This window comes from Nocardia salmonicida (assembly GCF_036142455.1).
Lineage (GTDB): Bacteria > Actinomycetota > Actinomycetes > Mycobacteriales > Mycobacteriaceae > Nocardia > Nocardia salmonicida.
The window spans coordinates 3,324,992-3,346,550 of the sequence record NZ_CP108014.1 but is presented as its reverse complement, the minus strand read 5'-3'; the positions used below and the strand labels follow the sequence as shown (position 1 = coordinate 3,346,550).

Here is a 21,559-nt window from a genome sequence, read left to right as displayed (position 1 = left end):
GTGTACGAGGGTGTGCAGGGTAGGGGCTGGTGTTATTCCGATGTCGTCGTACTGTGAGGGCGTGAACATCGATGTGACGCCTTTACCGGGAATCGGCGTATGCAAGGACTTTCCGCTGGCGGAGGCGCGTCGCCGGATCGGCGTGATCGAGCATCGTGACGGCTCCGTCGACCTGGTTGTCTCGCGCGCCGGTGACTACGACTCGACGACGTCGATTCCCCTGTCGGACACCGAGATCGGCGTGCTCGCCGGGTTACTCGGCGCGCCGCAGGTGGTGCAGAAGACGCGGGAGACCCACAGCGCGGGCGAGCTGTCGACCAGGCAGTTCGCGATCGACCGCGGCAGCCCCTTCGACGGTCGCCCCCTGCGTGACACCGAGATGCGCACACGCACCAAGGCCTCGGTCGTCGCGGTGGTGCGCGCGGGTGAGGTAACTCCTTCACCGGGGACCGATTTCACCTTCGTCTCCGGTGACCTGGTCGTCGTGATCGGCACCGACGAGGGCCTCGACGCCGCCGGAAGGCTGCTCGGCGCGGGCTGAGAATCCATACGGATAGTAAAGGGCAGGTAAGGTATCCCTAGCTGAGGTTAGGTGATCCCATGAATGTAGAAGTGACGTCCCTGCCGGGAATCGGTGTCCGCAAAGAGTTTTCACTGTCGAAGGTGGACCGCCGCATCGGCATCGTCGACCACCGCGACGGTGGTACCGACCTGATTTTCACCAAGGTCGGCGACCCCGATTCGACCGTCCAGATTCCACTGTCCGCTGTCGAGGCCCGCACGCTGGCGAGCCTGCTCGGCGCACCCCAGTTGGTCGCGCAGCTGCGCGAAGAACATCGCGAACTCGACGGAGTGAGCACGCGATCGATGTTGGTTCCGCCGAATTCGCCGTACGCGTCGCGGCGGTTGGGCGATACCGAGCTGCGAACCAAGACGCGCGCCTCGATCGTGGCGGTCCTGCGCGCGGGGCAGGTCCTGGCCTCGCCGGGACCGGAGTTCGTGTTCGCCAGTGGCGATATGGTCGTCGTGGTCGGCACGAATGCCGGGTTGGACGCCGCCGCTTCTATCCTCACCGACGGCTGAGCCGGTGGAGATCAGTGGAACCGCGCTGGCACTGATCCAGCTGGGGGCTGTGTTCTTCGGGTTGGGCGTACTCGGGCGCATCGCGGCTCGCATCGGCCTCTCGCCGATCCCGCTCTACCTGCTCGGGGGTTTGGTCTTCGGTACCGGCGGGCTGATCGAGCTGCACGAGGTGGAGGACTTCATCCACATCGCCAGCGAGATCGGCGTCGTGCTGCTGCTGTTGCTGCTCGGGTTGGAATACACCGCCGGTGAATTGGTCACCGGCATGCGCAAATCGTGGCCCGCGGGTCTGCTCGACCTGGTGCTCAACGCGACACCCGGTGTGATCGTGGCGCTGATGCTCGGCCTCGGGCCCACCGGGGCGATCGCGATGGCCGGCGTCACCTACATCTCCTCGTCGGGCATCGTCGCCAAGGTGCTCAACGACCTGGGTCGACTGGGCAACCGGGAGACGCCGACGATTCTGTCGATCCTGGTGTTCGAGGACCTGGCGATGGCGGTGTATCTGCCGGTGCTCACCGCGGTGCTGGCCGGTGTCGGGTTCGTGGCCGGGATGACCACCGTGGGAATCGCGCTGGTCGCGGTGACCGTGGTGCTCGTCGTCGCGCTGCGTTACGGCAGATATGTCTCGGCGATCGTGGCCAGTGAGGATCGGGAGATCTTCCTGCTCAAGCTGCTCGGTTCGGCGCTGCTGGTGGCGGGTATCGCCTCGGCGGTGCAGGTGTCGGCGGCGGTCGGCGCGTTCCTGCTCGGTATCGCGATCTCGGATTCGACCGCGCACGACGCCACCAAGATCCTCGAACCGCTGCGCGACCTGTTCGCGGCGATGTTCTTCGTGCTGTTCGGTTTGAGCACCGATCCGGCGAGTATTCCGCCGGTGCTCGGCTGGGCGGTGCTGCTGGCGGTGGTCACCACGGTCACCAAGATCGCCACCGGGTGGTGGGCGGCCAAGCGCGCGGGGGCCTCGCAACTGGGCCGGGCTCGCGCCGGTACCGCCTTGGTGGCGCGCGGTGAATTCTCGATCGTCATCGCGGGCCTCGCGGTCGCCGCGGGCGCGGTACCCGACGAATTCGCCGCCCTGGCCACCACGTACGTGCTCCTGATGGCCATCATCGGCCCGATCGGCGCCCGCATCGTGGAACCGGTGATGCGCCTGGTGGTCGGTCGCAAGCAGCGTGTGCAGGTCGACCCGCTCGCGGAATGACCGACCTCGACGAGGCCCTCGCGATCGTTCGCGGGGGCCTTCGGCGTTCTCACGGCTCGATCAGTCCGGCGCGAATGGCGTACCTGGTCAGGTCGAGCCGGTCACGCAGGCCCAGTTTCTGCAGGATATTGGCGCGATGCCGGTCGACGGTCTTCGCGCTGATCACCAGCTCGGCGGCGATCTCGCGCGCGGAGTGCCCCTCGGCGATCAGCTTGAGCACTTCCTCCTCACGGGGGGTGAGGATCGTTTCCGGCAGCGCCGAGCCCTGCCGGGCGAGTTGGAGGTAGTCGCGCACGAGGGCGGTGACCGCGCCGGGGTAGAGGAACGATTCACCACGCATCGTCGCCCGGCACGCCTCGATGAGGTCGCGATCGGCCACCGACTTCAGGACGTAGCCGGAGGCGCCGGCCTTGAGCGACTCGAAGAAGTATTGCTCGTTGTCGTACATCGACAGCATCAGGATGCGTACCGGATGGTTGTTCCTGGTGATTTCGCGGGCGGCCTGGATGCCGGTCATCCGCGGCATGGCGATGTCGAGGATCACCAGGTCGATGCTGTCGTCGGCGAGCGCGGTGACCGCGTCGAGTCCGTTGGCGGCTTCCGCGACGACGAGCAGGTCCGGCTCGTTGTCCAGGATCATCCGCAAACCGCTGCGCACCAGCGCGTGGTCGTCGGCCAGCAGGATCCGAGTGGGCGCGTTCATGCAGGTACCTCATCACGGGACAGCACAGGGATGACCAACTCGACCGCCGTGCCGCCCGACATCGGGGAGGTGATGGTCAGCGTCGCGGCGATCAGCATGGCGCGCTCGCGCATTCCACGGATGCCCGCCCCGTCCTCGACCGCGCCGCCGCGACCGTTGTCGGTGACCTCGAGGATCACGGTGTTCTCGCGTGCCGCGATCAGCAGGGTCACCTCGTCGGCGCCCGCGTGGCGCAATACGTTCGTCAGGCTCTCCTGCGCGACCCGGTAGCAGACGAGTTCGATATCGGGGTCGAGGCGACTGATCGCGGGATCGACCTCTCGACGCACGGAAATGCCTGCCGTGCGGCTGAATTCGTGACACAGCGCGGTGATCGCGCTGTGCAGACCGAGGTCTTCGAGCACATCGGGCCGCAGCCGCGAGGCGATCCCACGGACCTCGTCCAGACAACCACGCACCGTTTCCTGCGCCGCCTCGACCTCCGCACGCAGCTCGGCGGGCGCCCGGTCGACGACGCGTTTGAGACGCAACAGCGCCACGGTCAGGCTCTGGCCGATCTCGTCGTGCAGTTCGCGGGCGATGCGCCGACGCTCACCCTCCTGCGCGGCCAGCGCGGTACCACCGGCCACCGACCGTTCGGCTTCCAAGCGGTCGAGCATCGCGTTGAAGGTCTCGATCAGCTGATGGAAGTCCCCGCTCGCACCGCGTTCGAGGCGGACCGCGCGCCGGGGCGGGTCGACGCGGCGCATGGAGGCGACCAGCTCGTCGAGCGGAGCCAGCGAGGTGCGAAGGGCCACGGCGTTCGCCGTGAGGATCACCGCGAGTCCGATCACCAGCACCGGTACCTCGGTCAGGCGCAGCCGGGCCGACACCGTAGCCGGGGAGAAGGCCAGGATCAGTGTGCCGAGGGTGAAGATCACGCCGTTGAGCAAGCAGATCCGCCAGAACAACGCCGTCACCGGCGTTCGGATTCGCCGCGAGCGTCCTGCTCGCAGCGTTGCGAGACGGTTCATGACACCAGCATGCTGACGCTTTCACCTTCTGTCCATGGTGCCCCGCACCCATCCCGCACCCGTTTACCCCGCCGGACCGGTCCACGAAATGGGTGTCACCGCCGATAGTGCCCGCGACCTGCGCGAACCAGACTCGGATCAGACGCTTTCGACGAGCCGAGGAAGGACCGCCGGCCATGGATATCGACCGGACGACGATCCCGGGAGCAGGTGTGCTGCACAGCTTCCACACCCGCCACGGCACCCGCTTCGCCCTGCTGACGCACTCGTCGGGAGCGCGACGCCTGCTCGCCTACGCGAGCGGCAGCGACGAACCAACGGTCGACATCGAGCTGGAACCCGACGAAGCCGATCAGGTCGCCGAGCTCATGCATTCGCGGCCGTTCGGCGACCGGCTCACTCGCCTCGAACAACGCCTCGACCTCCTGACCGGACGGAAGGCACACCCGTGAGCACAGTCGAATCCCCCCGGAGTCATGCCATGCGTGCACGCGATATCGCGATGAACCTGCCGACCGTCCGTATCAGCGACCCCGTCGCCCGCGCGGTCCGGCTGATGGTCGTCAACCGGTTGCCCGGTCTGATCGTCGTCGACGAGCTGGACCGGCCGGTGGCGGTCCTGCCCGGAACCCAGGTGCTGCGCCTGGCGATTCCCGCCTCCTACCACGACGACCCGACGCTGGTCCGCACGATCGACGAGGTGCACGCCGACCTGTTCTGGCAGGAACCGGGCAGCCTCACCGTCGGCGACTGTCTGCCCGACGGCGCGAGCAAACCGGTCACCGTCACGCCCGACGCGACCCTGCTGGAAATCGCGATCCTGATGGCGCGCAAGCACAGTCCGCTCATCGCCGTGGTCGACCGCTCGCGCACATTGCGCGGCGCGATCACCCTGGAACGGTTGCTGACCAGCCTCGCTGTCGTCGGCCCCGGCGACTGAACGCCACGCCGCGCATGGCCGCAGCTCTTGCCGTCGTCATCTTCGTGGTCGCCTTCTTCTTCATCGCCACGGAGAAGGCAGACAAGGTCAAGACCGTACTGATCGCCGCGGGCGCGATGGCCCTGCTCGGCCTGATCCCCGGTGACGAAGTCTTCTATTCCGCCCACGAGGGCATCGACTGGAATGTCATCTTCCTGCTGCTCGGGATGATGATCATCGTCGGTGTCATCAAGCAGACCGGCCTGTTCGACTACCTGGCGATCTGGTCGGCCAAGCGCTCGCGGGGCAACCCGTATCGCCTGATGGTGATGCTGATGTTGATCACCGCGGTCGCGTCACCGTTTCTCGACAACGTCACCATCATCATGCTGGTCGCCCCGGTGACGCTGGTGGTGTGCCGACGCCTCGGCCTCGCCGCGCAACCGTTCCTGATCGCCGAGGTGCTCGCGTCCAATATCGGCGGCGCGGCGACGCTGATCGGCGACCCGCCCAACATCATCATCGCCAGCCGGGCCGGGCTCACGTTCAACGACTTCCTCGTGCACATGGCGCCGATCGTGGTGATCACCTTCGTGCTGTTCGTCGCGCTCACCCGGGTGTTGTTCCGCTCGGCACTGCGCACCGATCCCACCTCGGTCGACACGGTGATGGCGTTGCAGGAACGACGCGCGATCCGTGATCCGAAGCTGCTGGTGCGCTCGATGGTCGTGCTCACCGGCGTGGTCGTCGGCTTCTGCCTGCACAGTGTGCTGCATGTCGCGCCGTCGGTGATCGCGCTGGTCGGCGCGGGCATCATGGTGCTGGTCTCCGGCCTCGACATCGGCGACATCCTGCAGGAGGTGGAGTGGCCCACGCTGGTGTTCTTCATGGGCCTGTTCGTGATGGTGGCCGGCCTGGTGCACACCGGGGTGATCGCCACGATCGGCGACGCCGCGATCGGGTGGGTCGGTGACGACTACTTCCTGGCCGCGACAGCCCTGGTCTTCGGCTCGGCGATCCTGGGCGCGTTCGTCGACAACATCCCCTACACCGCGACCATGGCGCCGGTGGTCGAAGACATCGTCGCGGGTGCGCCGGATCCGGCTACCGGCCGATCGCTGTGGTGGGCCTTCGCTTTGGGCGCCGACTTCGGTGGGAACGGCACGGCGGTGGCGGCCAGCGCCAATGTGGTCGCACTCGGGATCGCCGCTCGCGCTGGGCAGCGGATCACCTTCTGGCAGTTCACGAAGTACGGCATGTCGGTCACGATGCTCAGTTGCTTCATCGCCTGGCTCTACGTCTGGATCCGCTACTTCTGAGCCGTTGTCCCGCAACGGTTCTCACACGAGGCGAACATGCTGAAATCGCTACGCCTGCAGCTGTTCTGCCGGTTGGGCCGCGGTGAGTCCACGCATCGACTCGGGCAACGGGCTCTGGTGCACGACGCCGAGACGCTGGGTGGCGCGAGTGAGCGCGACATAGAGTTCGGCGGCGCCCCGTGGTCCGTCGGCGAGGATTCGCTGCGGATCCACGACGAGCACGGCGTCGAACTCGAGGCCTTTCGTCTCCGACGCGGGCACCGTGCCGGGTACACCCGGCGGGCCGATCACGATGCTCGTCCCCTCGCGGCCCGCCTCGTTTCGCACGAATTCCTCGATCGCCGTGGGCAACTCGTCGGCGGTGATCCGGCGGGACCAGGGTGCGACACCGCAGGACCGCACGGAATCCGGCGGTCGGACGTCGGGTGCGAACTCGGCGAGCACGTCGGCGGCCACCGCCATGATCTCCGCCGGGGTGCGGTAGTTCACCGTGAGGGAGCGATAGATCCACCGGCCGGGGACATAGGGCTCCATCATCGTGGCCCACGAGGTCGCGCCCGCCGCCGACCGGCGTTGCGCGAGATCGCCCACGATCGTGAACGAGCGGCTCGGGCAGCGCCGCATCAGCACCCGCCAATCCATCGCCGACAGTTCCTGGGCCTCGTCGACCACCACGTGCCCGTAGGTCCAATCACGGTCCGCCGCGGCACGGTCGGCGAGTTCGCGGGTGTCGCGCTCGAGGAAGCGTTCGGCGAGGTCTTCGCCGAAGAGCATGTCCTGGGCGAGCAGATGGTCTTCGTCGTCCATCAGGTCTTCGCGGCTGATGAGGGTGTCCAGCACGCCCGCCGCGTACTCGGCCTCGGCTTTGCGTTCGCGCTCGGCGGAGTCGTCGGCGGCCTTGTCGCGGCCGAGCAGGTCCACCAGTTCGTCGAGCAGCGGCACGTCCGACACCGTCCACGCGCCACCGTCGGCCCGCCACAGCACCTCGTCCGCACCCGCCGCGCGCAAACGATCGTGCGACGAATACAGCTCGGACAGCACGGTTTCCGGGCGCAGGACCGGCCAGCACCGATCGATCGCCGCGGTGAACTCGTCGGTCTCGGCGAGCTCGCGGAGCAGGTCGGCCCGCAGCTGTTCCCACGCCTCGGTGTCGTCACGAGTCAGCCACCCCTCGCCGATCCGAGCGATCGCGCGTTCGGTGAGGACGTAGGTGATGATCTCGGTGAACACCGCGCGCGCCTCGTTGTGCGGACGGCCGCTCTCTCGCGCTTCCTGCCTGGCCCACTCCGCGGTCGCGGCGTCGATCCGCACCGTCACGTCGGTGAGCGCGATCGTCAGCGGCGCCTCGGGCAGGCGCTGGCGATCCGCGATCGTCGCCGCCAGGATGTCCAGGATCGGCAGCGAGCCCTTGAGGCGGGCGGCTTCGGGGGTGTCCTCCGCGCTCGCGTGCAACCCGGGCACGAGGTCGGCGGTGGTCGCGAACACGACATTCGTCTCGCCCAGCGAGGGCAGTACATGGGCGATGTGGTTCAGGAAGGCCGGGTTCGGGCCGACCACCAGCACACCCTGGCGCTCCATCCGCCTGCGCTGGGTGTAGAGCAGATACGCGACGCGGTGCAGGGCCACCACGGTCTTGCCGGTGCCGGGACCGCCCTCGATCACGGTCACGCCGGGGTGCTCGAGGCGGATGATCTCGTCCTGTTCGGCCTGGATCGTCGCGACGATATCGCGCATCCCGTCCCCGCGGGGCGCGTCGACGGCGGCGAGCAGAGCGGCGTCCGCTCCGCCCTCGCTCCCGTCCGGTCGGCCGAGCACCTCGTCGGTGAAATCGACCACCTGACGGCCGCGAGTATGGAACTGGCGACGCCTGCGCATGCCCTCCGGAGTGGCCGCGGTAGCGACGTAGAACGCGCGCGCCGCCGGGGCCCGCCAGTCCAGCAGCAGCTGTTCGAGCTCGTTCGACTCGTCGAACAGCCCGATCCGGCCGATATAGGACCGCTCACCCGATGCCGCGTCGAGTCGGCCGAAACACAGTCCGTTGTCGGCCACGTCGAGGCGCTGTACTTCTTTGCCCAGTGCCCGCACCTCGTTGTCGCGCTCCATGGGGGAGTCGCCCTTGGAGCGCAGGGCCGCGCCGTAGCGGCCCTTCACCCGTGCCCGCTCGGCATCGAGGCGCGAGTACAACCCGGCGACATAGCTCCGCTCGGACCGACGTTCCTCTTCGTACCCGTGCGCTGACATAGGCCCCTAACTGTACTTTTTCGGCTGCGACCGGATGATTGTGCAGCACCCACGGGGCCTTGCCGCAAGTCCCCACATGCGCTATACAGTGAAAGTGGAAAGAGCCCCGGCGATGCCGGGGCTCTCGTCTTGTCCGGGCTTGTCAGCCTTCCTGCACATCTGCCCGTACATCGTCTGCCCCAACTGCGTCATCGCACCGAGGTGGTGTTCGTGTGGTCGGAGGCGTCCGGTGATCAGGACTCGCGAATATGATGGGCGGCAAGGTATTCCATTCTCAAGACTCGAAATACCCGGATTCTCTGGGTAATTGCGCAATGATATTTCGATCAGGGAGATAGTCGAACTGTTCTCTGCGCAGTTGTATTACCGGCTACTTATCGGCGGCAACGGCCTCGTCGAGGAGCCGTGCGTTTGTCGAGTTCATTCTCGATGGGATTCGACCTGCTCGATGAGGCGGTGAGGGTGCGCAATCGTTCTCCGAAATTGTTACCCGATCTGAATGAAATCTGACTGTAGCAAATCGAAAGCTATCCAAAAAATGGTGTCTGAACTGGGCGTATGTCGGATGATTCGATCGGGTTCAGTTTTGAGTTATCACTGTTTCATGACGATGTACGCGCAATGCCGGATAGGGGCTGTACGTTTGGGGCTCGAGAGTTTCGCTGGGTTCCATTCAGGTAACGGAGAGGGCGGAAATGGCTACAGTCACGCAGCCGTCGGGGCCGCACACCATGATCTCCCGACGTGATTTCTCCGCAGCGAAAACAGCGATGACGCCGTCGGGTCTGGTGACTCTCGGGTTGATCTTGCTGATTCCCGTATTCATCACGGCGGGGCCGATTCTCGCGTTGGCGTTGATCGCGCGAAGTAACGGTGTCGGCTGGTCCGGCGGGGTGCTCTTCGGGGCCATCGCGACCGTCGTCGTCATGTCGGCACTGGCTTCGGTGTGGGCATTCCGCCTCGCGTGGCAGCGCGGTTCCGCCGCCGCCGCGCGGCAGCACTCGTTCGGTTCTTCTCTCGCGCGGTAGGAGGTCGACACATGCAGACGCAACGACAAGCGGCGACGCCGCTCATCGAACCGCCCGCAGCCACCGCTGCGAACGAATGCCGCCGCCTGCGCATCGTCGCCCGGATCGAGTCGCCCGACCTGTGGGACTCGACCGCCGCCCGCCTGCTCGGCTGCGCCCGTCGGCGCTGGCAGGGCAGACCCGATATCGCCGATCACCCGGCCCTGCGCCGTTGGTCGCAGATCCAGGACTCCCAGCAACGGCCGGAACAGCCGTGCCTGCGCACGCTGTTCGCCGCCTTCGCCTCGGGTTCGCTGGTCGGCGGTGATCCCTGCGCCGACCTCGCCGCCGCGGTCATGCTCCTGTCGAGCTGCCCCGCCGAAGCGGTTCAGCAGGCCGACCCGCTCAACGATCAGCACACGGTGCGCTTCTCGGTGTTCGCCTACCGCGAAGACGACCTTCCCCTGGCCGAAGACATGATCACCACCGCCGTCAAAACCTGCGGCACTCTGCTGGCTCGTCGCTGCACGATCATGCGCCCCCCGGCTCGTTCCACGGCTCCGCTCGTGGACCACCCGATGCCGGACCAACTGGTCCTCGGCAACCTCGGCAGTACCGCCGCCCGCTGACCCGTTCCAGTTGCGTGACCGAGCGACACGCGGTGTCTGATCCTACGTGTGGTCGGTGACGGACTGCCGGCTTTCGCGCCTTTTCGCTTCGATGCCTCCGCGTCCTGGTGCGTTGCTAGCGAAACTAACAGTGCTGCAGCGTATTTCAATGTGACAGCCGCCGTGAGTTCGGATCGTCGTGCGTGCGGCGAGTCGCATCCCGATCGCTTCTCGGCTCGCGGGAAGGCACTTCGGATTGTATGGTTCAGGCAGAGCTGCCCCCGTCGCCGGAGCTGTTGACGACCTGACAGTTCGTGTCAATCTGGTCTGAATCTGCTGTGTATCAACAACATTGACGTTGTGGCTCCGAAGCGACCGCGAGCCGGTCGATCCCGAGGTGTCTCGCCTTCGGGTGCCCGGCGAGCCATGAGTTCGTGCCAGGATGCCCCGCGACGACGCGGAAGCCTTTGTCGTGCAGGCGATTACGCCGCACAGGGGTAAACGTCGGCAGTCCACAACTGCTGTGTTGCCCACCCATGAATCTTGTAAACCATTGTGGTACAGGACAATTGTCGAATCCAAACCTGGAACATGTTGGAATGCTTGACATCTCGAGCTTCCTCCACAAAACTACCCGTCGGTAGCCAGCGAACGGGACGCTCGACCCCGTCGGCTGCGAGAGGTGACTCCCTACGACTGCCCCACCGGAAATGTCCGTAAACCCGTGTCCGGCAGTCGCCGGGGAACCTCTCCGCATCGTGATCACACCAAAGGAGCTCAGCGCTATGGATAATCCCGCGCTACCCGCAGCACAACACTCCGGTGACCAGCACTCAGGCGACCGAGTGGTGGTCATGCCAAGGCCGGCCGGACCGGCCGAGCAACTGGCGCTCGTCACCGAACGGCTGCGGGAACTGCTCATCACCGGTGAAGACTTCGACGCGATCTACACCCACATCCTGGCCGCGCCCGGCAAACGCGTGCGGGCACGGCTCGTCCTGGCCTGCGCCGGCTTGCTGCCCGATGCCATCGATACCGCGGCCCCGCTGCGCGACGCCGTCGACCTCGCCTGCGCGATGGAGATGCTGCACGAATCCTCGCTGGTCCACGACGACATCTGCGACGGCTCGCTGCTGCGCCGTGACGCGCCGTCGGTGCCCGCCGCGTTCGGTGTCCGCACCAGCGCGCGGGCCGGGTTTCACCTGGCAGGCGCCGCGATGCAGGTGGTCGCGCGGGTGCTCACCGACAATCCGGAGGCCTTCGCGCGGGTCGGTGAGGCACCCGGCATCACCTACGCGGATCGGCTCTCCGACCTGTCCTACGGCCAGCTCATCGAGACCCTGCCGCCCTCGATCGACGAGCTCGCGCTGCGCCGTCACTACGAACTCGTGGCCGGGGCCAAGACCGGCACCCTGTTCCGGCTGTCCTGCGCCTACGGCGGCACCGCGGGCGGAGTCGATCTCGATCGGCTGCACGCCCTGATGGAGTACGCCGACCAGCTCGCGCTCGCCTTCCAGATCATGGACGACGTCCGCGACATCGAGGGCGGACCAGGCCTGGGCAAGGACGCGGGCGGTGACCTCGAACGCCGCGTGCCGACCTGGCCAGTCATCGAATGGCTCGGCACGCGACCCGGAGCCCGTGAAATGTGGCTGGACGCGGAGATTTCCAGCGCGACCCTGCAAGAAGACCTGGTCGAGAGCGGTGCGACCAAAGCCGCCCGCCTGGTCGCGATGGACGCCACCGAGAAGGCCACCCGCGCCCTCGACGTCTTCCCGCCTTCCCTCGCGCGCGACGACCTGCGCGAGCTCCTCGAGCAGGTGATATCCCGATGAACACACCACGCCTTCCCCTCCTGATCCGCGGCCTGCGGCACCTGCGTCGCGCACCGGATCTGGCTGCACTGCGAGCCGCGCGGACACCGCGGGAGCTGGCCGCGCTCGCCCTGATCCCGGCGGGGCGCAACCTCGGTATCGCCGTCACCCTGCTGCCCGCGACGTTGCGCGACGAAGCCACCGCCGCGCTGCTCGCCTGTCGCGTGCTCGACGCTTTCGAAGACCTCAGCGACCGTGCGGTGGCCAGCGGTGCCGTGCTGGCGGCGGCGGATTACCTCAACGGTGTCAGCGACACCCTCCCGACGCCGCTACCCGCGCTCGAGGGCGAGATCCGCGACAGCGAAGCCGTCGACCGGGTACTCGCCGAGCGCATCGCCGACATCAGGGCACTGCTCACGGCATTGTCCGAGCGTGGCCGTGAGCGTGTCGGCCACGTGCTCACCGATGTCGGCCGGGTGATGGCCCGCAATATCGACGCACCGCTGACCCGCGTCGCCTACAGCGAGGGCGTGCTCGGCCGGATCACCCACTACGCGTGCGCCCTGGTCGCCGAAGATGTGCTGCCCGAAGCGGATCTGCGCGAGCTCACCGGCTGCGTCGCCGTGATCGCCCAGTCGGCCAACGACCTGCGCGACAACGAGCTCGCGATCTACGGCGCCGCCGACCGCGACGAACTCACGCGGATGGTGATGCTGCGCCAGCTCACCCCCGCCCTCGGCGGCTTCGCGCTACTGGCCAAGCTCGGTCCCGGCACGCCGAGTGTGGGCGCGCGAGCGGCGATGGCGTACATGACGATCACGACCTCGGCATTCCTGTGCCGTGCCGTCGACGCGCCGCCTGCCTTCCGGCGCCCGGTCGCCGCGGCCGCGCTGGCCGCCGCCTCACCGGTGTACTGGACGAAGATGCTCGAGCGGGTACGCCGCAGCGGCGACGCCGCGATCCATCAAATGCTGGATGCCTCACCGGATTTCACCACCGGCTCGGCTTCGGCGTCGCAGGTGCTCGGTGCGGGCGACCTCGCCTCGACGGAAACCTCGTTGATGCCGCTGATCGTCGACACCACCTTCGCGCTGGTACACACGCTGCCCGAAGGTCGCTTGACCGGCGAACTCTCCGATTCGGCGATCCGCACCATGATGATCGCCGATCACCTCGCCTTCGGTGCCATGGAGCGGGTACCGAACCACGAACCCGACGCGATCCGGGCGCTGGCCACACGGCTGCAGCTCGCCGCTCTCGACAACAGCAGCCACCAGTAATCGAGGAACACCTCCTCGATGATCGTCACTACTAGCGAAGGAGCTCTCCTATGAGCACCGGAACGCCCGTCGCGCCCACAGAGAAACCGCCGTTCAGCCGGCGCGTGTTCAAACTCGAGCACGCATCCAACGTCGGCCCGCTGCTCCACATCGCGTTGTGGATGGGCATGACCTCGGCCGCGCTGTTCATTCCAGGCACCTCGGCCTGGTACCTCGCGGTGCCACTGATCATCGTGCTCTCGCTGCTGAACCTCTCGCTGACCATCGGCGTGATGCACATGCACACCCATCGCCCGCTGTTCGTGTCCAAGTTCCCCAATCGGGTGGTCGACATCCTGTGCTGCCTGCCCGGCAACCTGACCGCGGCCGAGATGCGCGAGGTGCATGTCCTCAACCATCACCGGTTCAACGACGGCCCGGGTGATGTCACCGCGACCACCGGTCTGGACAAGGGCATCGGTGCCCTCTGGTACTGGGTCCGCTACGGCATGGTCGTCAAGATCCACACGGTGCGTACGGTTTTCGCCGCGAACCCGGCGCCGCGTCGCCGGAAGACGCGCCACCAGTTCATCTTCGACCTGGCCGTGTACGCGGTCGTGATCGGTTCGGTCTGGTACGTCGCGGGCTTCGAGAAGTTCGTGCTCTTCTACTGGGTGCCGTTCCTCATCACCCAGGTCAACGCAGGCTACTTCGCCTGGCTGAGCCACGCTCCTGCGCGTGGATTCACCGATGAGCCGAGCACCTCGCTGAACAACGCGGGCAACATCCTCAACTTCCTGATCTTCAACCAGGGCTACCACAGCGTGCACCACCGCTACCCCGGCATCCACTGGAGCCAGATCCCCGACAAGCTCGACTACATGCGCGACGTGAACCCCGGCGTCATCGTGCCGTATTGGATGGTGGCGCAGTCGGGTTGGCGTCTGGTCGTGCCCGGCGGCTTCCTCAACGAGGGCTACGGCAACAAGTGGAAGGCGCGTCTGGAGACGCGTTTGGAGGCGGGCACCGTTCGTTCGCGTTTCCTGCCGTGGTTCGCATGGATCTGATGACACCGCAACAGGTTCGGGGCGTGGTGAAAACCCCCTCGCGGCTCGTCCCGTTCCTGTTCTCCTTCGCCGTCTACGGTGTCGCCGGAATCACGGTGCCGTTGATGCTGCTGTTCGCCGGCGGCTGGTGGTTGCCGAAGACGGTGGACAAGGGACCGCACCTGTCCACGGTTTCGGCGATCGCGATCGACCTCGTGCTGCTCGCGCTGTTCGCGCTGCAGCACTCGGGGATGGCTCGGCCCTCGTTCAAGGCCTTCATCACCCGCTGGGTGCCCGAGGCGCTCGAGCGGACCGTCTACATCATCGGCGTGTGCCTGGTGATGTGGGTGATCATGCTGGCGTGGCAGCCGGTGCCGCAGGTGCTGTGGTCGGCCGACGGTGCGGTCGGGGTGGCACTCGACACCGGATTCTGGATCGGTTTCGTGCTGGTCTACGCGGCTACCCTGTTGCTGAACCACTTTCACCTGCTCGGCATCAGCCAGGCCTACCGCCAGTACGTGATCCAGGTACCGGACGCGACGGTCGACCGCCTGCAGGTGAACGGCGTCTACAAACTGGTTCGTCATCCGCTGATGACCGGATTGCTGGTGTCGTTCTGGTTCGCCAGTGAGTTCACCGTCGGGCATCTGGTGTGGGCTCTCGGGCTGACCGGGTACATCCTGCTCGGAACCTACCTCGAGGAGCGCGATCTCATTGCTCGGTTCGGTGCGTCCTATCGTGCCTACGCCGCGCAGGTACCCGCGTTCTTCCCGTCCGTGCGCGCCATTTTCGGCCGATCGTCTCGGTAACCGGCACGGCCGGGCCGAGTCTGGAGAGGAATCGTCGTGAACAGTCCCGTTCGAGAACGTACTGAACACAGCTCCACAGCGACCGGCCCGGTCCGTGGCGTGGGTCGGGCCCACGCCAAGGCGATCCTGCTGGGCGAGCACACCGTGGTACACGGCACGCCCGCCATCGCGTTCCCGCTGCCGACCCTGTCGGTGCGGGCGATCGCGCGTCCCGGCACGCCGGGTTCTGTCATCGAGGTTCCCGAAGGACATTTCGGGTTCGTCGCAGGCAACCCGAACGCCGTGGAGAACTCGCTGTCCGGTCCGCGCGTCGCGGTCGAGGAGGCGTTGCGGCGCTGGGGCCTGACCGGTCACATCGCCCATGTGGTGATGGAGTGCGATATTCCACTCGCTCGTGGGCTCGGATCGAGTGCGGCCTGCGCGGGTGCGGCGGTGCGCGCGGTCGCCGACCTGCACGGCCGGACCGTCGATTCCGTCACGCTCTACGAACTCGTGCAGTGCGGTGAACAGGTCGCGCACGGCAGGGCCAGCGGTATCGACGCGAGCGCGGTGCTGGCCGACGGCCCGATCCGGTTCCACGAAGGAACCGCTACCGCGCTCGACATCGGTCTCGACGCCGCCCTGGTGATCGCCGATACCGGGGTGCCCGGGTCCACTCAGCACGCGGTCGGGGGAGTACGCCGCACGCTCGAGCGCGATCCGTGCTCCGCACGCCGACTCCTGGCGAGGGCGGACGAGCTGATCAGCGGTGCCGCGGCAGACCTCTCGGCCGGGCACGCCGACTCGCTGGGGCGAGTGATGCTCGACTTCCAGGACCTGCTCGCCGAACTCGGCGTCAGCACTCCGCACATCGATACCCTCGTCGCCGCGGCGCTCGACGCGGGCGCGTACGGCGCCAAACTCACCGGCGCCGGCCTCGGCGGCTGTGTCCTCGCGCTCACCGAGACCGGTGACGCCCGCACCGTCAGCGCCGCATTGCGCCGCGCGGGCGCGGTACAGACCTGGACGGTCCCCACCCGCAGCCTGCGGTCCGGCGCGCAGTCCCTATCCGCCTCGACATCGGAACACGGTGCCAACCCATGACTTTCACTCCCGCATCACCCGCGGCTACCGAACGTGGCGCCGTGACCGGGCCGTCCGCCGAGGCTGTCGCGGTCGCGTATCCGAATATCGCCCTGGTGAAGTACTGGGGTAAGCGGGACGAAGAGCTGTTCCTGCCCGTCACGGGCAGCCTGTCGATGACCCTCGACATCTTCCCGACCACCACCTCGGTGCGGCTGATCGACGGACCGGCCGATGTCGTCGAGTTCAACGGTGTCACGGCGACCGGCGCCGCACGCGTCCGCATCGAATCGTTCCTGGATCTGGTGCGGGCCAAGGCAAATCGTGACGACCGTGCGATGGTGGTCACCGCCAACGCCGGGCCGACCGGCGCCGGTCTGGCCTCCTCGGCGAGCGGGTTCGCGGCGCTGGCCACCGCCGCGGCGGCCGCCTACGCGCTCGACGCCGACCCGCGCGCCCTGTCGCGACTGGCCCGACGCGGTTCCGGTTCCGCCTCGCGCTCGATCTTCGGTGGATTCGTCGTCTGGCATGCCGGCGAGGGGGAGGGCGAAGCGGGGGACCTGAGTTCGTACGCGGAGCCCATCGGCGGCGACGAGCTGGATCCGGCCCTGGTGGTCGCCGTGGTGAATCAGGGCGCGAAGGCGGTCTCGAGCCGTGTCGCGATGCGGCAGACCACCGCCACGTCACCGTTCTATCGCCCATGGGCGGAATCGTCGGTGCTGGATCTGGCGGAGATGCGCAAGGCCGTCGCGCGGCAGGATCTTCCCGCGATCGGGGAGATCGCCGAGCGCAATGCCCTCGGCATGCACGCCACCATGCTCACCGCCCGGCCCGGAATCCGTTACCTGTCACCGCATTCGATCGCCATCCTCGACGCGGTGCTCGCACTGCGTGCCGACGGGATCATGGCGTACGCCACGATCGATGCGGGCCCGAACGTCAAAGTGCTGTGCACCCGTGCCGACGCGCCACGGGTCGACGCCGTATTGGACGGCCTCGGCGACTTCGTCACCACCCGGACCGCGCACATCGGTCCCGGCGCATCCCTGACGGTGCCCGGTACGGGTGGTGATCGATGACCAGTTGTCGCGCTCCCGGCAAGCTCTTCATCGCCGGTGAATACGCCGTGGTCGAGCCGGGACACCTCGCGGTGCTCACGGCGGTCGATCGTTATGCCACCGCCACGGTGACCGGAGTGGATTCCGACCAGGACATCACCCTGTATTCGGATCTGGACGGCGGGATCGCCCTGTCCTGCCGTCGTCACGGTGACGAGTTGATACCCACTCCCGATGCTGTGGTGCCAGAGGAATTCTCCTACGTTTTCGCGGCGGCTTCGGTAGTGCACCGTCTGCTCGTGGAGCGTGCGATCCTCGTATCGTCTTTCCACCTGAGCGTCACCGCCGACCTCGGCGACGCCGACGGTCGCAAGTTCGGCTTGGGTTCCAGCGCGGCCGTCACGGTGGCCACCGTCGCCGCCCTCGGGCAACACTTCGCTCTCGGCCTCGATGCGATGGATCGCTACCGGTTGGCCATGCTCGCCACCATCGCGGTCAATCCCCGCGCCTCGGGCGGCGACATCGCCGTGAGCACCTGGGGCGGCTGGCTCGCCTACCGGTCCCCGGACCGCGCGCAGGTGGCGGCGTCACTGGCCCGCGACGGCGTCGAGGCCACCCTGCGCGCACCGTGGCCAGGCCTGTCGGTTCGCCCGCTGCCCACCCCCACCGAGCTCACCCTGCAGGTCGGCTGGACCGGAAACCCGGCCTCCACGCCTGCCCTGGTCGCCGGACTCGACGGTGACCGCACCGCCTTCCGGTCGCACAGCAACGAGTGCGTCGAACGACTCGTCGCCGCCATCGAGGCCGACGACTCCCAGGCTGTGCGCCTCGAAATCGACAGCGCGCGAACACTGCTCGTCGACCTCGACGCGATGTCGGGCCTGGGCATCATGACGCCTCGGCTGCACGCGTTGTGTGATGCGGGAGCCGCGGTCGGCGCTGCCGCGAAACCCTCGGGTGCCGGTGGTGGGGACTGCGGAATCGCGCTCATCGAGCGCACCCGTCCCGCCGCGATCGCCGAACTCACCGGCCGTTGGATCACCGCCGGAATCCGTCCGCTGCCCCTGCGAACCCACCCAGTCGAAGGGGACCATCGATGATCGCCGATCGCAAGGACGACCACGTCCGCCACGCGGTGAACCACCAACGCCAGGCCACCGGTAGCAGTGACTTCGACTCCGTCACTTTCGTTCACCACGCACTCGCGGGCATCGACGCCGACGAGGTCTCCCTCGCGGTAGACGTCGCTGGAAAGCAGTGGGCCACACCACTGTTCGTCAACGCGATGACCGGTGGCAGTACCAAGACCGGCGAGATCAATCGCCAGCTCGCCATCGCCGCCCGCGAGACCGGCATCCCGATCGCCTCCGGATCGATGAGCGCCTACTTCCGTGATCCGTCGGTCGCGGGCACCTATCGCGTGCTGCGGCAGGAGAATCCGCACGGATTCGTGATGGCCAATGTGAATGCGAACGCGACCGTCGACCAGGTGCGCAGCGCCGTCGATCTCCTCGAAGCCGATGCGTTGCAGATCCATCTCAACGCCGTGCAGGAAGTGGTCATGCCCGAGGGTGACCGCTCGTTCGGGTCGTGGCCGCGTCGGATCGAGGAAATCGTCGCCGCTACCGCCGTGCCGGTCTTCGTCAAAGAAGTCGGGTTCGGACTGAGCAGGCAGACCGTCAGCTGGTTGCGCGACGCGGGCGTGGCCGTGGCCGACGTGGGTGGGCGCGGCGGTACCAATTTCGCGCGCATCGAGAACGATCGGCGAGTAGGCGGCGACTTCGGGTTCATCGAGAGCTGGGGCCAGTCCACCCCGAACTGCCTGCTCGACTGCGCCGACCTCCCCGGCATCGATATCGCCGCGTCCGGCGGCATCCGCTCGCCACTGGACATCGCGCGCGCACTCGCGTTGGGCGCCGACGCGACCGGTGTCGCGGGCGCGTTCCTGGAAACCCTGGTGAGCCACGACACCGCCGCCCTGGTCGACAAGATCGGGATCTGGCTCGACCAACTGCGCACCATCCTCACCGTGCTCGGCGCCCGCACGCCGGCGGATCTGGTCGGCGCCGACCTGCTCATCACCGGCGAGGTCGCGAGCTTCTGCCAACTTCGCGGTATCGACGCCGCGGCACTTGCCCACCGGAGCCCCTGGTGGCGTGAATCCGAACATCGAGAGGGAGTCACCCATGAATGACATGTCGTACGCGGCGGTGCCGATGCAGTGGGTGGGACCTGTGCGCATTACCGGAAATGTCGTCGACGATGCCGTCGACGTTCCTCTCGCCACCTACGAGACCCCGCTGTGGCCTTCGGTCGGACGCGGCGCGCGGATCAGCACCCTGGCGGAGAAGGGCATCGTCGCGACGCTGATCGACGAGCGGATGACGCGCTCGATCCTGTTGGAGGCCGACGACGCGTACACCGCCTACACCACGGTCCAGCAGTTAGAAGGCCGCATGGCCGAGCTCCAGGAGGTGGTCTCGGGCAGTAGTCGTTTCGCCCGGCTCATCGACCTGCACCATCAGATCACCGGCAACCTACTGTTTCTGCGCTTCGAATTCACCACCGGTGACGCGTCGGGCCACAACATGGCGACCCTGGCCAGCGATCACCTGATGGATCACATCCTGTCGACCATGCCCGGTGTGCGCTACGGCTCGATCTCGGGCAACTATTGCACCGACAAGAAGGCCACCGCGGTCAACGGCATCCTGGGTCGCGGTAAGAACGTGATCACCGAACTGCTCATCCCACGCGAGGTGGTCGAGCAGCGGCTGCACACCACCGCGGCGCAGGTGGTGCAGCTCAATATCCGCAAGAACCTGATCGGCACCCTGCTGGCGGGTGGAATCCGTTCCGCCAACGCGCATTACGCCAACATGCTGCTCGCGTTCTATCTGGCCACCGGTCAGGACGCCGCCAATATCGTCGAAGGATCCCAGGGCATCACCCATGCCGAGGATCGCGACGGCGACCTCTACTTCTCGTGCACCCTGCCCAACCTGATCGTGGGCACGGTCGGCAACGGCAAGCACGCGAGTTTCGTCGACGAGAACCTGGAACGCCTCGGCTGCCGCGAAGACCGGCAGCCCGGCGAGAACGCCCGACGCCTCGCGGTGATCGGAGCGGCCACCGTGCTGTGCGGGGAGCTGTCGCTGATGGCGGCACAGACCAATCGCGGTGAATTGATGCGTGCCCATACCCAATTCGAGCGGTCCACCACGAGCAACGGAATCTCACGATGACAACTACGCCGGTCGGTATCCACGACCTTTCGTTCGCCACCACCCATTACGCTCTCGATCACGCCGTCCTCGCCGAGCGACTCGGCGTGGATCGCGACAAGTTCTACCTCGGCATCGGCCAGGAGAAGATGAGCGTCGCCGCCGCCGACGAGGACATCGTCACCATCGCCGCGGCTGCCGCCAAGCCGATTCTGGAGCGGCACGGCACCGACAACATCCGCACCGTGCTGCTGGCTACCGAGACCGGTGTCGACCAGTCCAAAGCCGCCGCGCTGTACCTGCATTCGCTGATCGGGCTGCCCAACGCCGCCCGTGTCGTCGAGCTCAAGCAGGCCTGCTACGGCGGCACCGCCGGGCTGCAGTTCGCGGCGGGCCTGATCGCCCGCGACCCGTCGCAGCGGGTGCTGGTCATCGCCGCCGACATCGCCAAGTACGAACTCGACACCCCGGGTGAGCCGACCCAGGGCGCCGCCGCCGTCGCGATGCTGGTCACCGCGGACCCGGCGATCCTGGCACTCGACCCGATCTCGGGGCTCTACAGCGCCGACATCATGGACTTCTGGCGCCCGAACTACCGCACCGAAGCCATCGTGGACGGCAAGACCTCGGTCAACGCCTACCAGAAGGCCGCCCAGGAGGCGTGGACCGACTACCGCCGCCAGGGCGGTCGTGAACTCGGTGAGTTCGCCGCGTTCTGCTACCACCAGCCCTTCACCAAGATGGCCTACAAGGCACACCGGCACCTGCTCGAGAGCCAGGGCCACACCGCCGATGCCGAGGCCATCGAGGCCGCGATCGGCGCCACGACCACCTACAACCGCACGGTCGGCAACAGCTACACCGCCTCGCTCTATCTGGGCTTGGCCTCGCTGCTCGACCACGCCGACGACCTCACCGACAAGGCGCTGGCCATGATCAGCTACGGGTCGGGCAGCGTCGCCGAATTCTTCAGTGGCACCGTGCAGCCCGGCTACCGCGCGCACCTGCGGACAGAGGCGAACCTGGCGACGATCAGCTCGCGTGAGCTGCTCGGGTACGAGCGCTACCGGGACCTGCACGAGGCCACCTCGCCCAGCGACGGCGCCTACCACGCCATGGTCGAGGAGACTCGCCGCCCGTACCGGCTCGCCGCCGTCTCCGGTCACAAACGCATCTACGAATCCCGCTGA

Annotated in this window: 21 protein-coding genes; 18 read left to right on the top strand and 3 right to left on the bottom strand. The window is 67.1% G+C overall.

Annotated elements, in window-relative coordinates; all coding sequences use genetic code 11:
- The first annotated feature begins 61 nt into the window (after positions 1–61).
- The 3 genes from OHS03_RS15865 to OHS03_RS15855 are packed head-to-tail and all read left to right on the top strand — an operon-like array spanning position 62 to position 2,287.
- Entirely contained in the window at positions 62–541 is a 480-nt protein-coding gene (locus OHS03_RS15865) for a cation:proton antiporter regulatory subunit (RefSeq protein WP_056810056.1), read from the top strand.
- A gap of 59 nt (positions 542–600) precedes the next feature.
- A complete protein-coding gene (locus OHS03_RS15860) occupies positions 601–1,083 on the top strand; it encodes a cation:proton antiporter regulatory subunit (RefSeq protein ID WP_062983281.1) in 483 nt (160 codons plus the stop codon).
- Positions 1,084–1,093: 10 nt separating this feature from the next.
- Positions 1,094–2,287 (top strand): cation:proton antiporter, encoded by a 1,194-nt coding sequence (locus tag OHS03_RS15855; protein ID WP_328664252.1) that lies wholly within the window; start codon positions 1,094–1,096, stop codon positions 2,285–2,287.
- 49 nt (positions 2,288–2,336) lie between these two features.
- Here OHS03_RS15855 and OHS03_RS15850 read toward each other — a convergent pair whose 3' ends face one another.
- Together OHS03_RS15850 and OHS03_RS15845 are read right to left on the bottom strand one after the other, a co-directional pair.
- Complete coding sequence (locus tag OHS03_RS15850; RefSeq protein ID WP_328663604.1) at positions 2,337–2,990, bottom strand: response regulator; 654 nt, start codon at positions 2,988–2,990, stop codon at positions 2,337–2,339.
- Positions 2,987–4,003: a sensor histidine kinase gene (locus tag OHS03_RS15845; RefSeq protein ID WP_328663600.1), complete on the bottom strand. Its 1,017-nt coding sequence runs from the start codon at positions 4,001–4,003 to the stop codon at positions 2,987–2,989. Before OHS03_RS15845 ends, OHS03_RS15850 begins: the two co-directional genes overlap by 4 nt.
- Positions 4,004–4,179: 176 nt before the next feature.
- Here OHS03_RS15845 and OHS03_RS15840 point away from each other — a divergent pair, with 176 nt between their 5' ends.
- The 3 genes from OHS03_RS15840 to OHS03_RS15830 are packed head-to-tail and all read left to right on the top strand — an operon-like array spanning position 4,180 to position 6,241.
- Positions 4,180–4,455 carry a cation:proton antiporter regulatory subunit gene (locus OHS03_RS15840; RefSeq protein WP_328663598.1) on the top strand — a complete coding sequence of 92 codons (276 nt, stop codon included), beginning with the start codon at positions 4,180–4,182 and terminating at the stop codon, positions 4,453–4,455.
- Positions 4,456–4,484: 29 nt separating this feature from the next.
- Entirely contained in the window at positions 4,485–4,943 is a 459-nt protein-coding gene (locus OHS03_RS15835) for a CBS domain-containing protein (RefSeq protein ID WP_056810038.1), read from the top strand.
- A gap of 14 nt (positions 4,944–4,957) precedes the next feature.
- Positions 4,958–6,241, top strand: a complete 1,284-nt coding sequence (locus tag OHS03_RS15830) for an ArsB/NhaD family transporter (protein ID WP_328663597.1) — start codon at positions 4,958–4,960, stop codon at positions 6,239–6,241.
- A 48-nt stretch (positions 6,242–6,289) separates the two neighbouring features.
- Here OHS03_RS15830 and helR read toward each other — a convergent pair whose 3' ends face one another.
- Entirely contained in the window at positions 6,290–8,482 is a 2,193-nt protein-coding gene (gene helR, locus OHS03_RS15825; RefSeq protein WP_328663596.1) for an RNA polymerase recycling motor ATPase HelR, read from the bottom strand.
- A 695-nt stretch (positions 8,483–9,177) separates the two neighbouring features.
- Here helR and OHS03_RS15820 point away from each other — a divergent pair.
- The 12 genes from OHS03_RS15820 (at position 9,178) to OHS03_RS15765 (ending at position 21,559) form a co-directional block, all read left to right on the top strand.
- A complete protein-coding gene (locus OHS03_RS15820) occupies positions 9,178–9,510 on the top strand; it encodes a hypothetical protein (RefSeq protein WP_328663594.1) in 333 nt (110 codons plus the stop codon).
- Between the two features lie 11 nt (positions 9,511–9,521).
- Positions 9,522–10,118: a hypothetical protein gene (locus tag OHS03_RS15815; RefSeq protein ID WP_062983297.1), complete on the top strand. Its 597-nt coding sequence runs from the start codon at positions 9,522–9,524 to the stop codon at positions 10,116–10,118.
- A 764-nt stretch (positions 10,119–10,882) separates the two neighbouring features.
- Positions 10,883–11,932: a polyprenyl synthetase family protein gene (locus OHS03_RS15810; protein ID WP_255284468.1), complete on the top strand. Its 1,050-nt coding sequence runs from the start codon at positions 10,883–10,885 to the stop codon at positions 11,930–11,932.
- Positions 11,929–13,191, top strand: a complete 1,263-nt coding sequence (locus tag OHS03_RS15805) for a hypothetical protein (RefSeq protein ID WP_062983300.1) — start codon at positions 11,929–11,931, stop codon at positions 13,189–13,191. The genes OHS03_RS15810 and OHS03_RS15805 overlap by 4 nt, the downstream gene beginning before the upstream one ends.
- Before the next feature lie 50 nt (positions 13,192–13,241).
- The gene (locus tag OHS03_RS15800; protein WP_062983302.1) at positions 13,242–14,237 is read left to right on the top strand and encodes a fatty acid desaturase; all 996 of its coding nucleotides are present in this window, start codon (positions 13,242–13,244) and stop codon (positions 14,235–14,237) included.
- Positions 14,228–15,025, top strand: a complete 798-nt coding sequence (locus OHS03_RS15795; protein ID WP_328663591.1) for a methyltransferase family protein — start codon at positions 14,228–14,230, stop codon at positions 15,023–15,025. Before OHS03_RS15800 ends, OHS03_RS15795 begins: the two co-directional genes overlap by 10 nt.
- 36 nt (positions 15,026–15,061) lie before the next feature.
- The gene (gene mvk / locus OHS03_RS15790) at positions 15,062–16,108 is read left to right on the top strand and encodes a mevalonate kinase (protein ID WP_062983307.1); all 1,047 of its coding nucleotides are present in this window, start codon (positions 15,062–15,064) and stop codon (positions 16,106–16,108) included.
- Complete coding sequence (gene mvaD, locus OHS03_RS15785) at positions 16,105–17,166, top strand: diphosphomevalonate decarboxylase (protein WP_328663589.1); 1,062 nt, start codon at positions 16,105–16,107, stop codon at positions 17,164–17,166. The genes mvk and mvaD overlap by 4 nt, the downstream gene beginning before the upstream one ends.
- Positions 17,163–18,245, top strand: a complete 1,083-nt coding sequence (locus OHS03_RS15780; protein ID WP_328663587.1) for a phosphomevalonate kinase — start codon at positions 17,163–17,165, stop codon at positions 18,243–18,245. Before mvaD ends, OHS03_RS15780 begins: the two co-directional genes overlap by 4 nt.
- Complete coding sequence (gene fni, locus OHS03_RS15775) at positions 18,242–19,339, top strand: type 2 isopentenyl-diphosphate Delta-isomerase (RefSeq protein WP_328663585.1); 1,098 nt, start codon at positions 18,242–18,244, stop codon at positions 19,337–19,339. The genes OHS03_RS15780 and fni overlap by 4 nt, the downstream gene beginning before the upstream one ends.
- On the top strand, positions 19,332–20,390 hold the full coding sequence (locus OHS03_RS15770) for a hydroxymethylglutaryl-coenzyme A reductase family protein (RefSeq protein ID WP_218019143.1): 1,059 nt from the start codon (positions 19,332–19,334) through the stop codon (positions 20,388–20,390). Before fni ends, OHS03_RS15770 begins: the two co-directional genes overlap by 8 nt.
- The gene (locus OHS03_RS15765; RefSeq protein WP_062983321.1) at positions 20,387–21,559 is read left to right on the top strand and encodes a hydroxymethylglutaryl-CoA synthase; all 1,173 of its coding nucleotides are present in this window, start codon (positions 20,387–20,389) and stop codon (positions 21,557–21,559) included. Before OHS03_RS15770 ends, OHS03_RS15765 begins: the two co-directional genes overlap by 4 nt.

Excerpts from the sequence above, each read along its gene's own strand:
- OHS03_RS15840 (WP_328663598.1), top strand. The coding sequence starts at position 4,180 with ATGGATATCGACCGGACGACGATCCCGGGAGCAGGTGTGCTGCACAGC.
- OHS03_RS15835 (WP_056810038.1), top strand. The coding sequence starts at position 4,485 with ATGCGTGCACGCGATATCGCGATGAACCTGCCGACCGTCCGTATCAGC.
- OHS03_RS15845 (WP_328663600.1), bottom strand. The coding sequence starts at position 4,003 with ATGAACCGTCTCGCAACGCTGCGAGCAGGACGCTCGCGGCGAATCCGA.
- OHS03_RS15795 (WP_328663591.1), top strand. The coding sequence starts at position 14,228 with ATGGATCTGATGACACCGCAACAGGTTCGGGGCGTGGTGAAAACCCCC.
- OHS03_RS15830 (WP_328663597.1), top strand. The coding sequence starts at position 4,958 with ATGGCCGCAGCTCTTGCCGTCGTCATCTTCGTGGTCGCCTTCTTCTTC.
- OHS03_RS15860 (WP_062983281.1), top strand. The coding sequence starts at position 601 with ATGAATGTAGAAGTGACGTCCCTGCCGGGAATCGGTGTCCGCAAAGAG.
- OHS03_RS15810 (WP_255284468.1), top strand. The coding sequence starts at position 10,883 with ATGGATAATCCCGCGCTACCCGCAGCACAACACTCCGGTGACCAGCAC.
- helR (WP_328663596.1), bottom strand. The coding sequence starts at position 8,482 with ATGTCAGCGCACGGGTACGAAGAGGAACGTCGGTCCGAGCGGAGCTAT.
- OHS03_RS15805 (WP_062983300.1), top strand. The coding sequence starts at position 11,929 with ATGAACACACCACGCCTTCCCCTCCTGATCCGCGGCCTGCGGCACCTG.
- OHS03_RS15770 (WP_218019143.1), top strand. The coding sequence starts at position 19,332 with ATGAATGACATGTCGTACGCGGCGGTGCCGATGCAGTGGGTGGGACCT.
- OHS03_RS15765 (WP_062983321.1), top strand. The coding sequence starts at position 20,387 with ATGACAACTACGCCGGTCGGTATCCACGACCTTTCGTTCGCCACCACC.
- OHS03_RS15780 (WP_328663587.1), top strand. The coding sequence starts at position 17,163 with ATGACCAGTTGTCGCGCTCCCGGCAAGCTCTTCATCGCCGGTGAATAC.
- OHS03_RS15800 (WP_062983302.1), top strand. The coding sequence starts at position 13,242 with ATGAGCACCGGAACGCCCGTCGCGCCCACAGAGAAACCGCCGTTCAGC.
- OHS03_RS15820 (WP_328663594.1), top strand. The coding sequence starts at position 9,178 with ATGGCTACAGTCACGCAGCCGTCGGGGCCGCACACCATGATCTCCCGA.
- OHS03_RS15815 (WP_062983297.1), top strand. The coding sequence starts at position 9,522 with ATGCAGACGCAACGACAAGCGGCGACGCCGCTCATCGAACCGCCCGCA.
- OHS03_RS15850 (WP_328663604.1), bottom strand. The coding sequence starts at position 2,990 with ATGAACGCGCCCACTCGGATCCTGCTGGCCGACGACCACGCGCTGGTG.
- fni (WP_328663585.1), top strand. The coding sequence starts at position 18,242 with ATGATCGCCGATCGCAAGGACGACCACGTCCGCCACGCGGTGAACCAC.
- mvaD (WP_328663589.1), top strand. The coding sequence starts at position 16,105 with ATGACTTTCACTCCCGCATCACCCGCGGCTACCGAACGTGGCGCCGTG.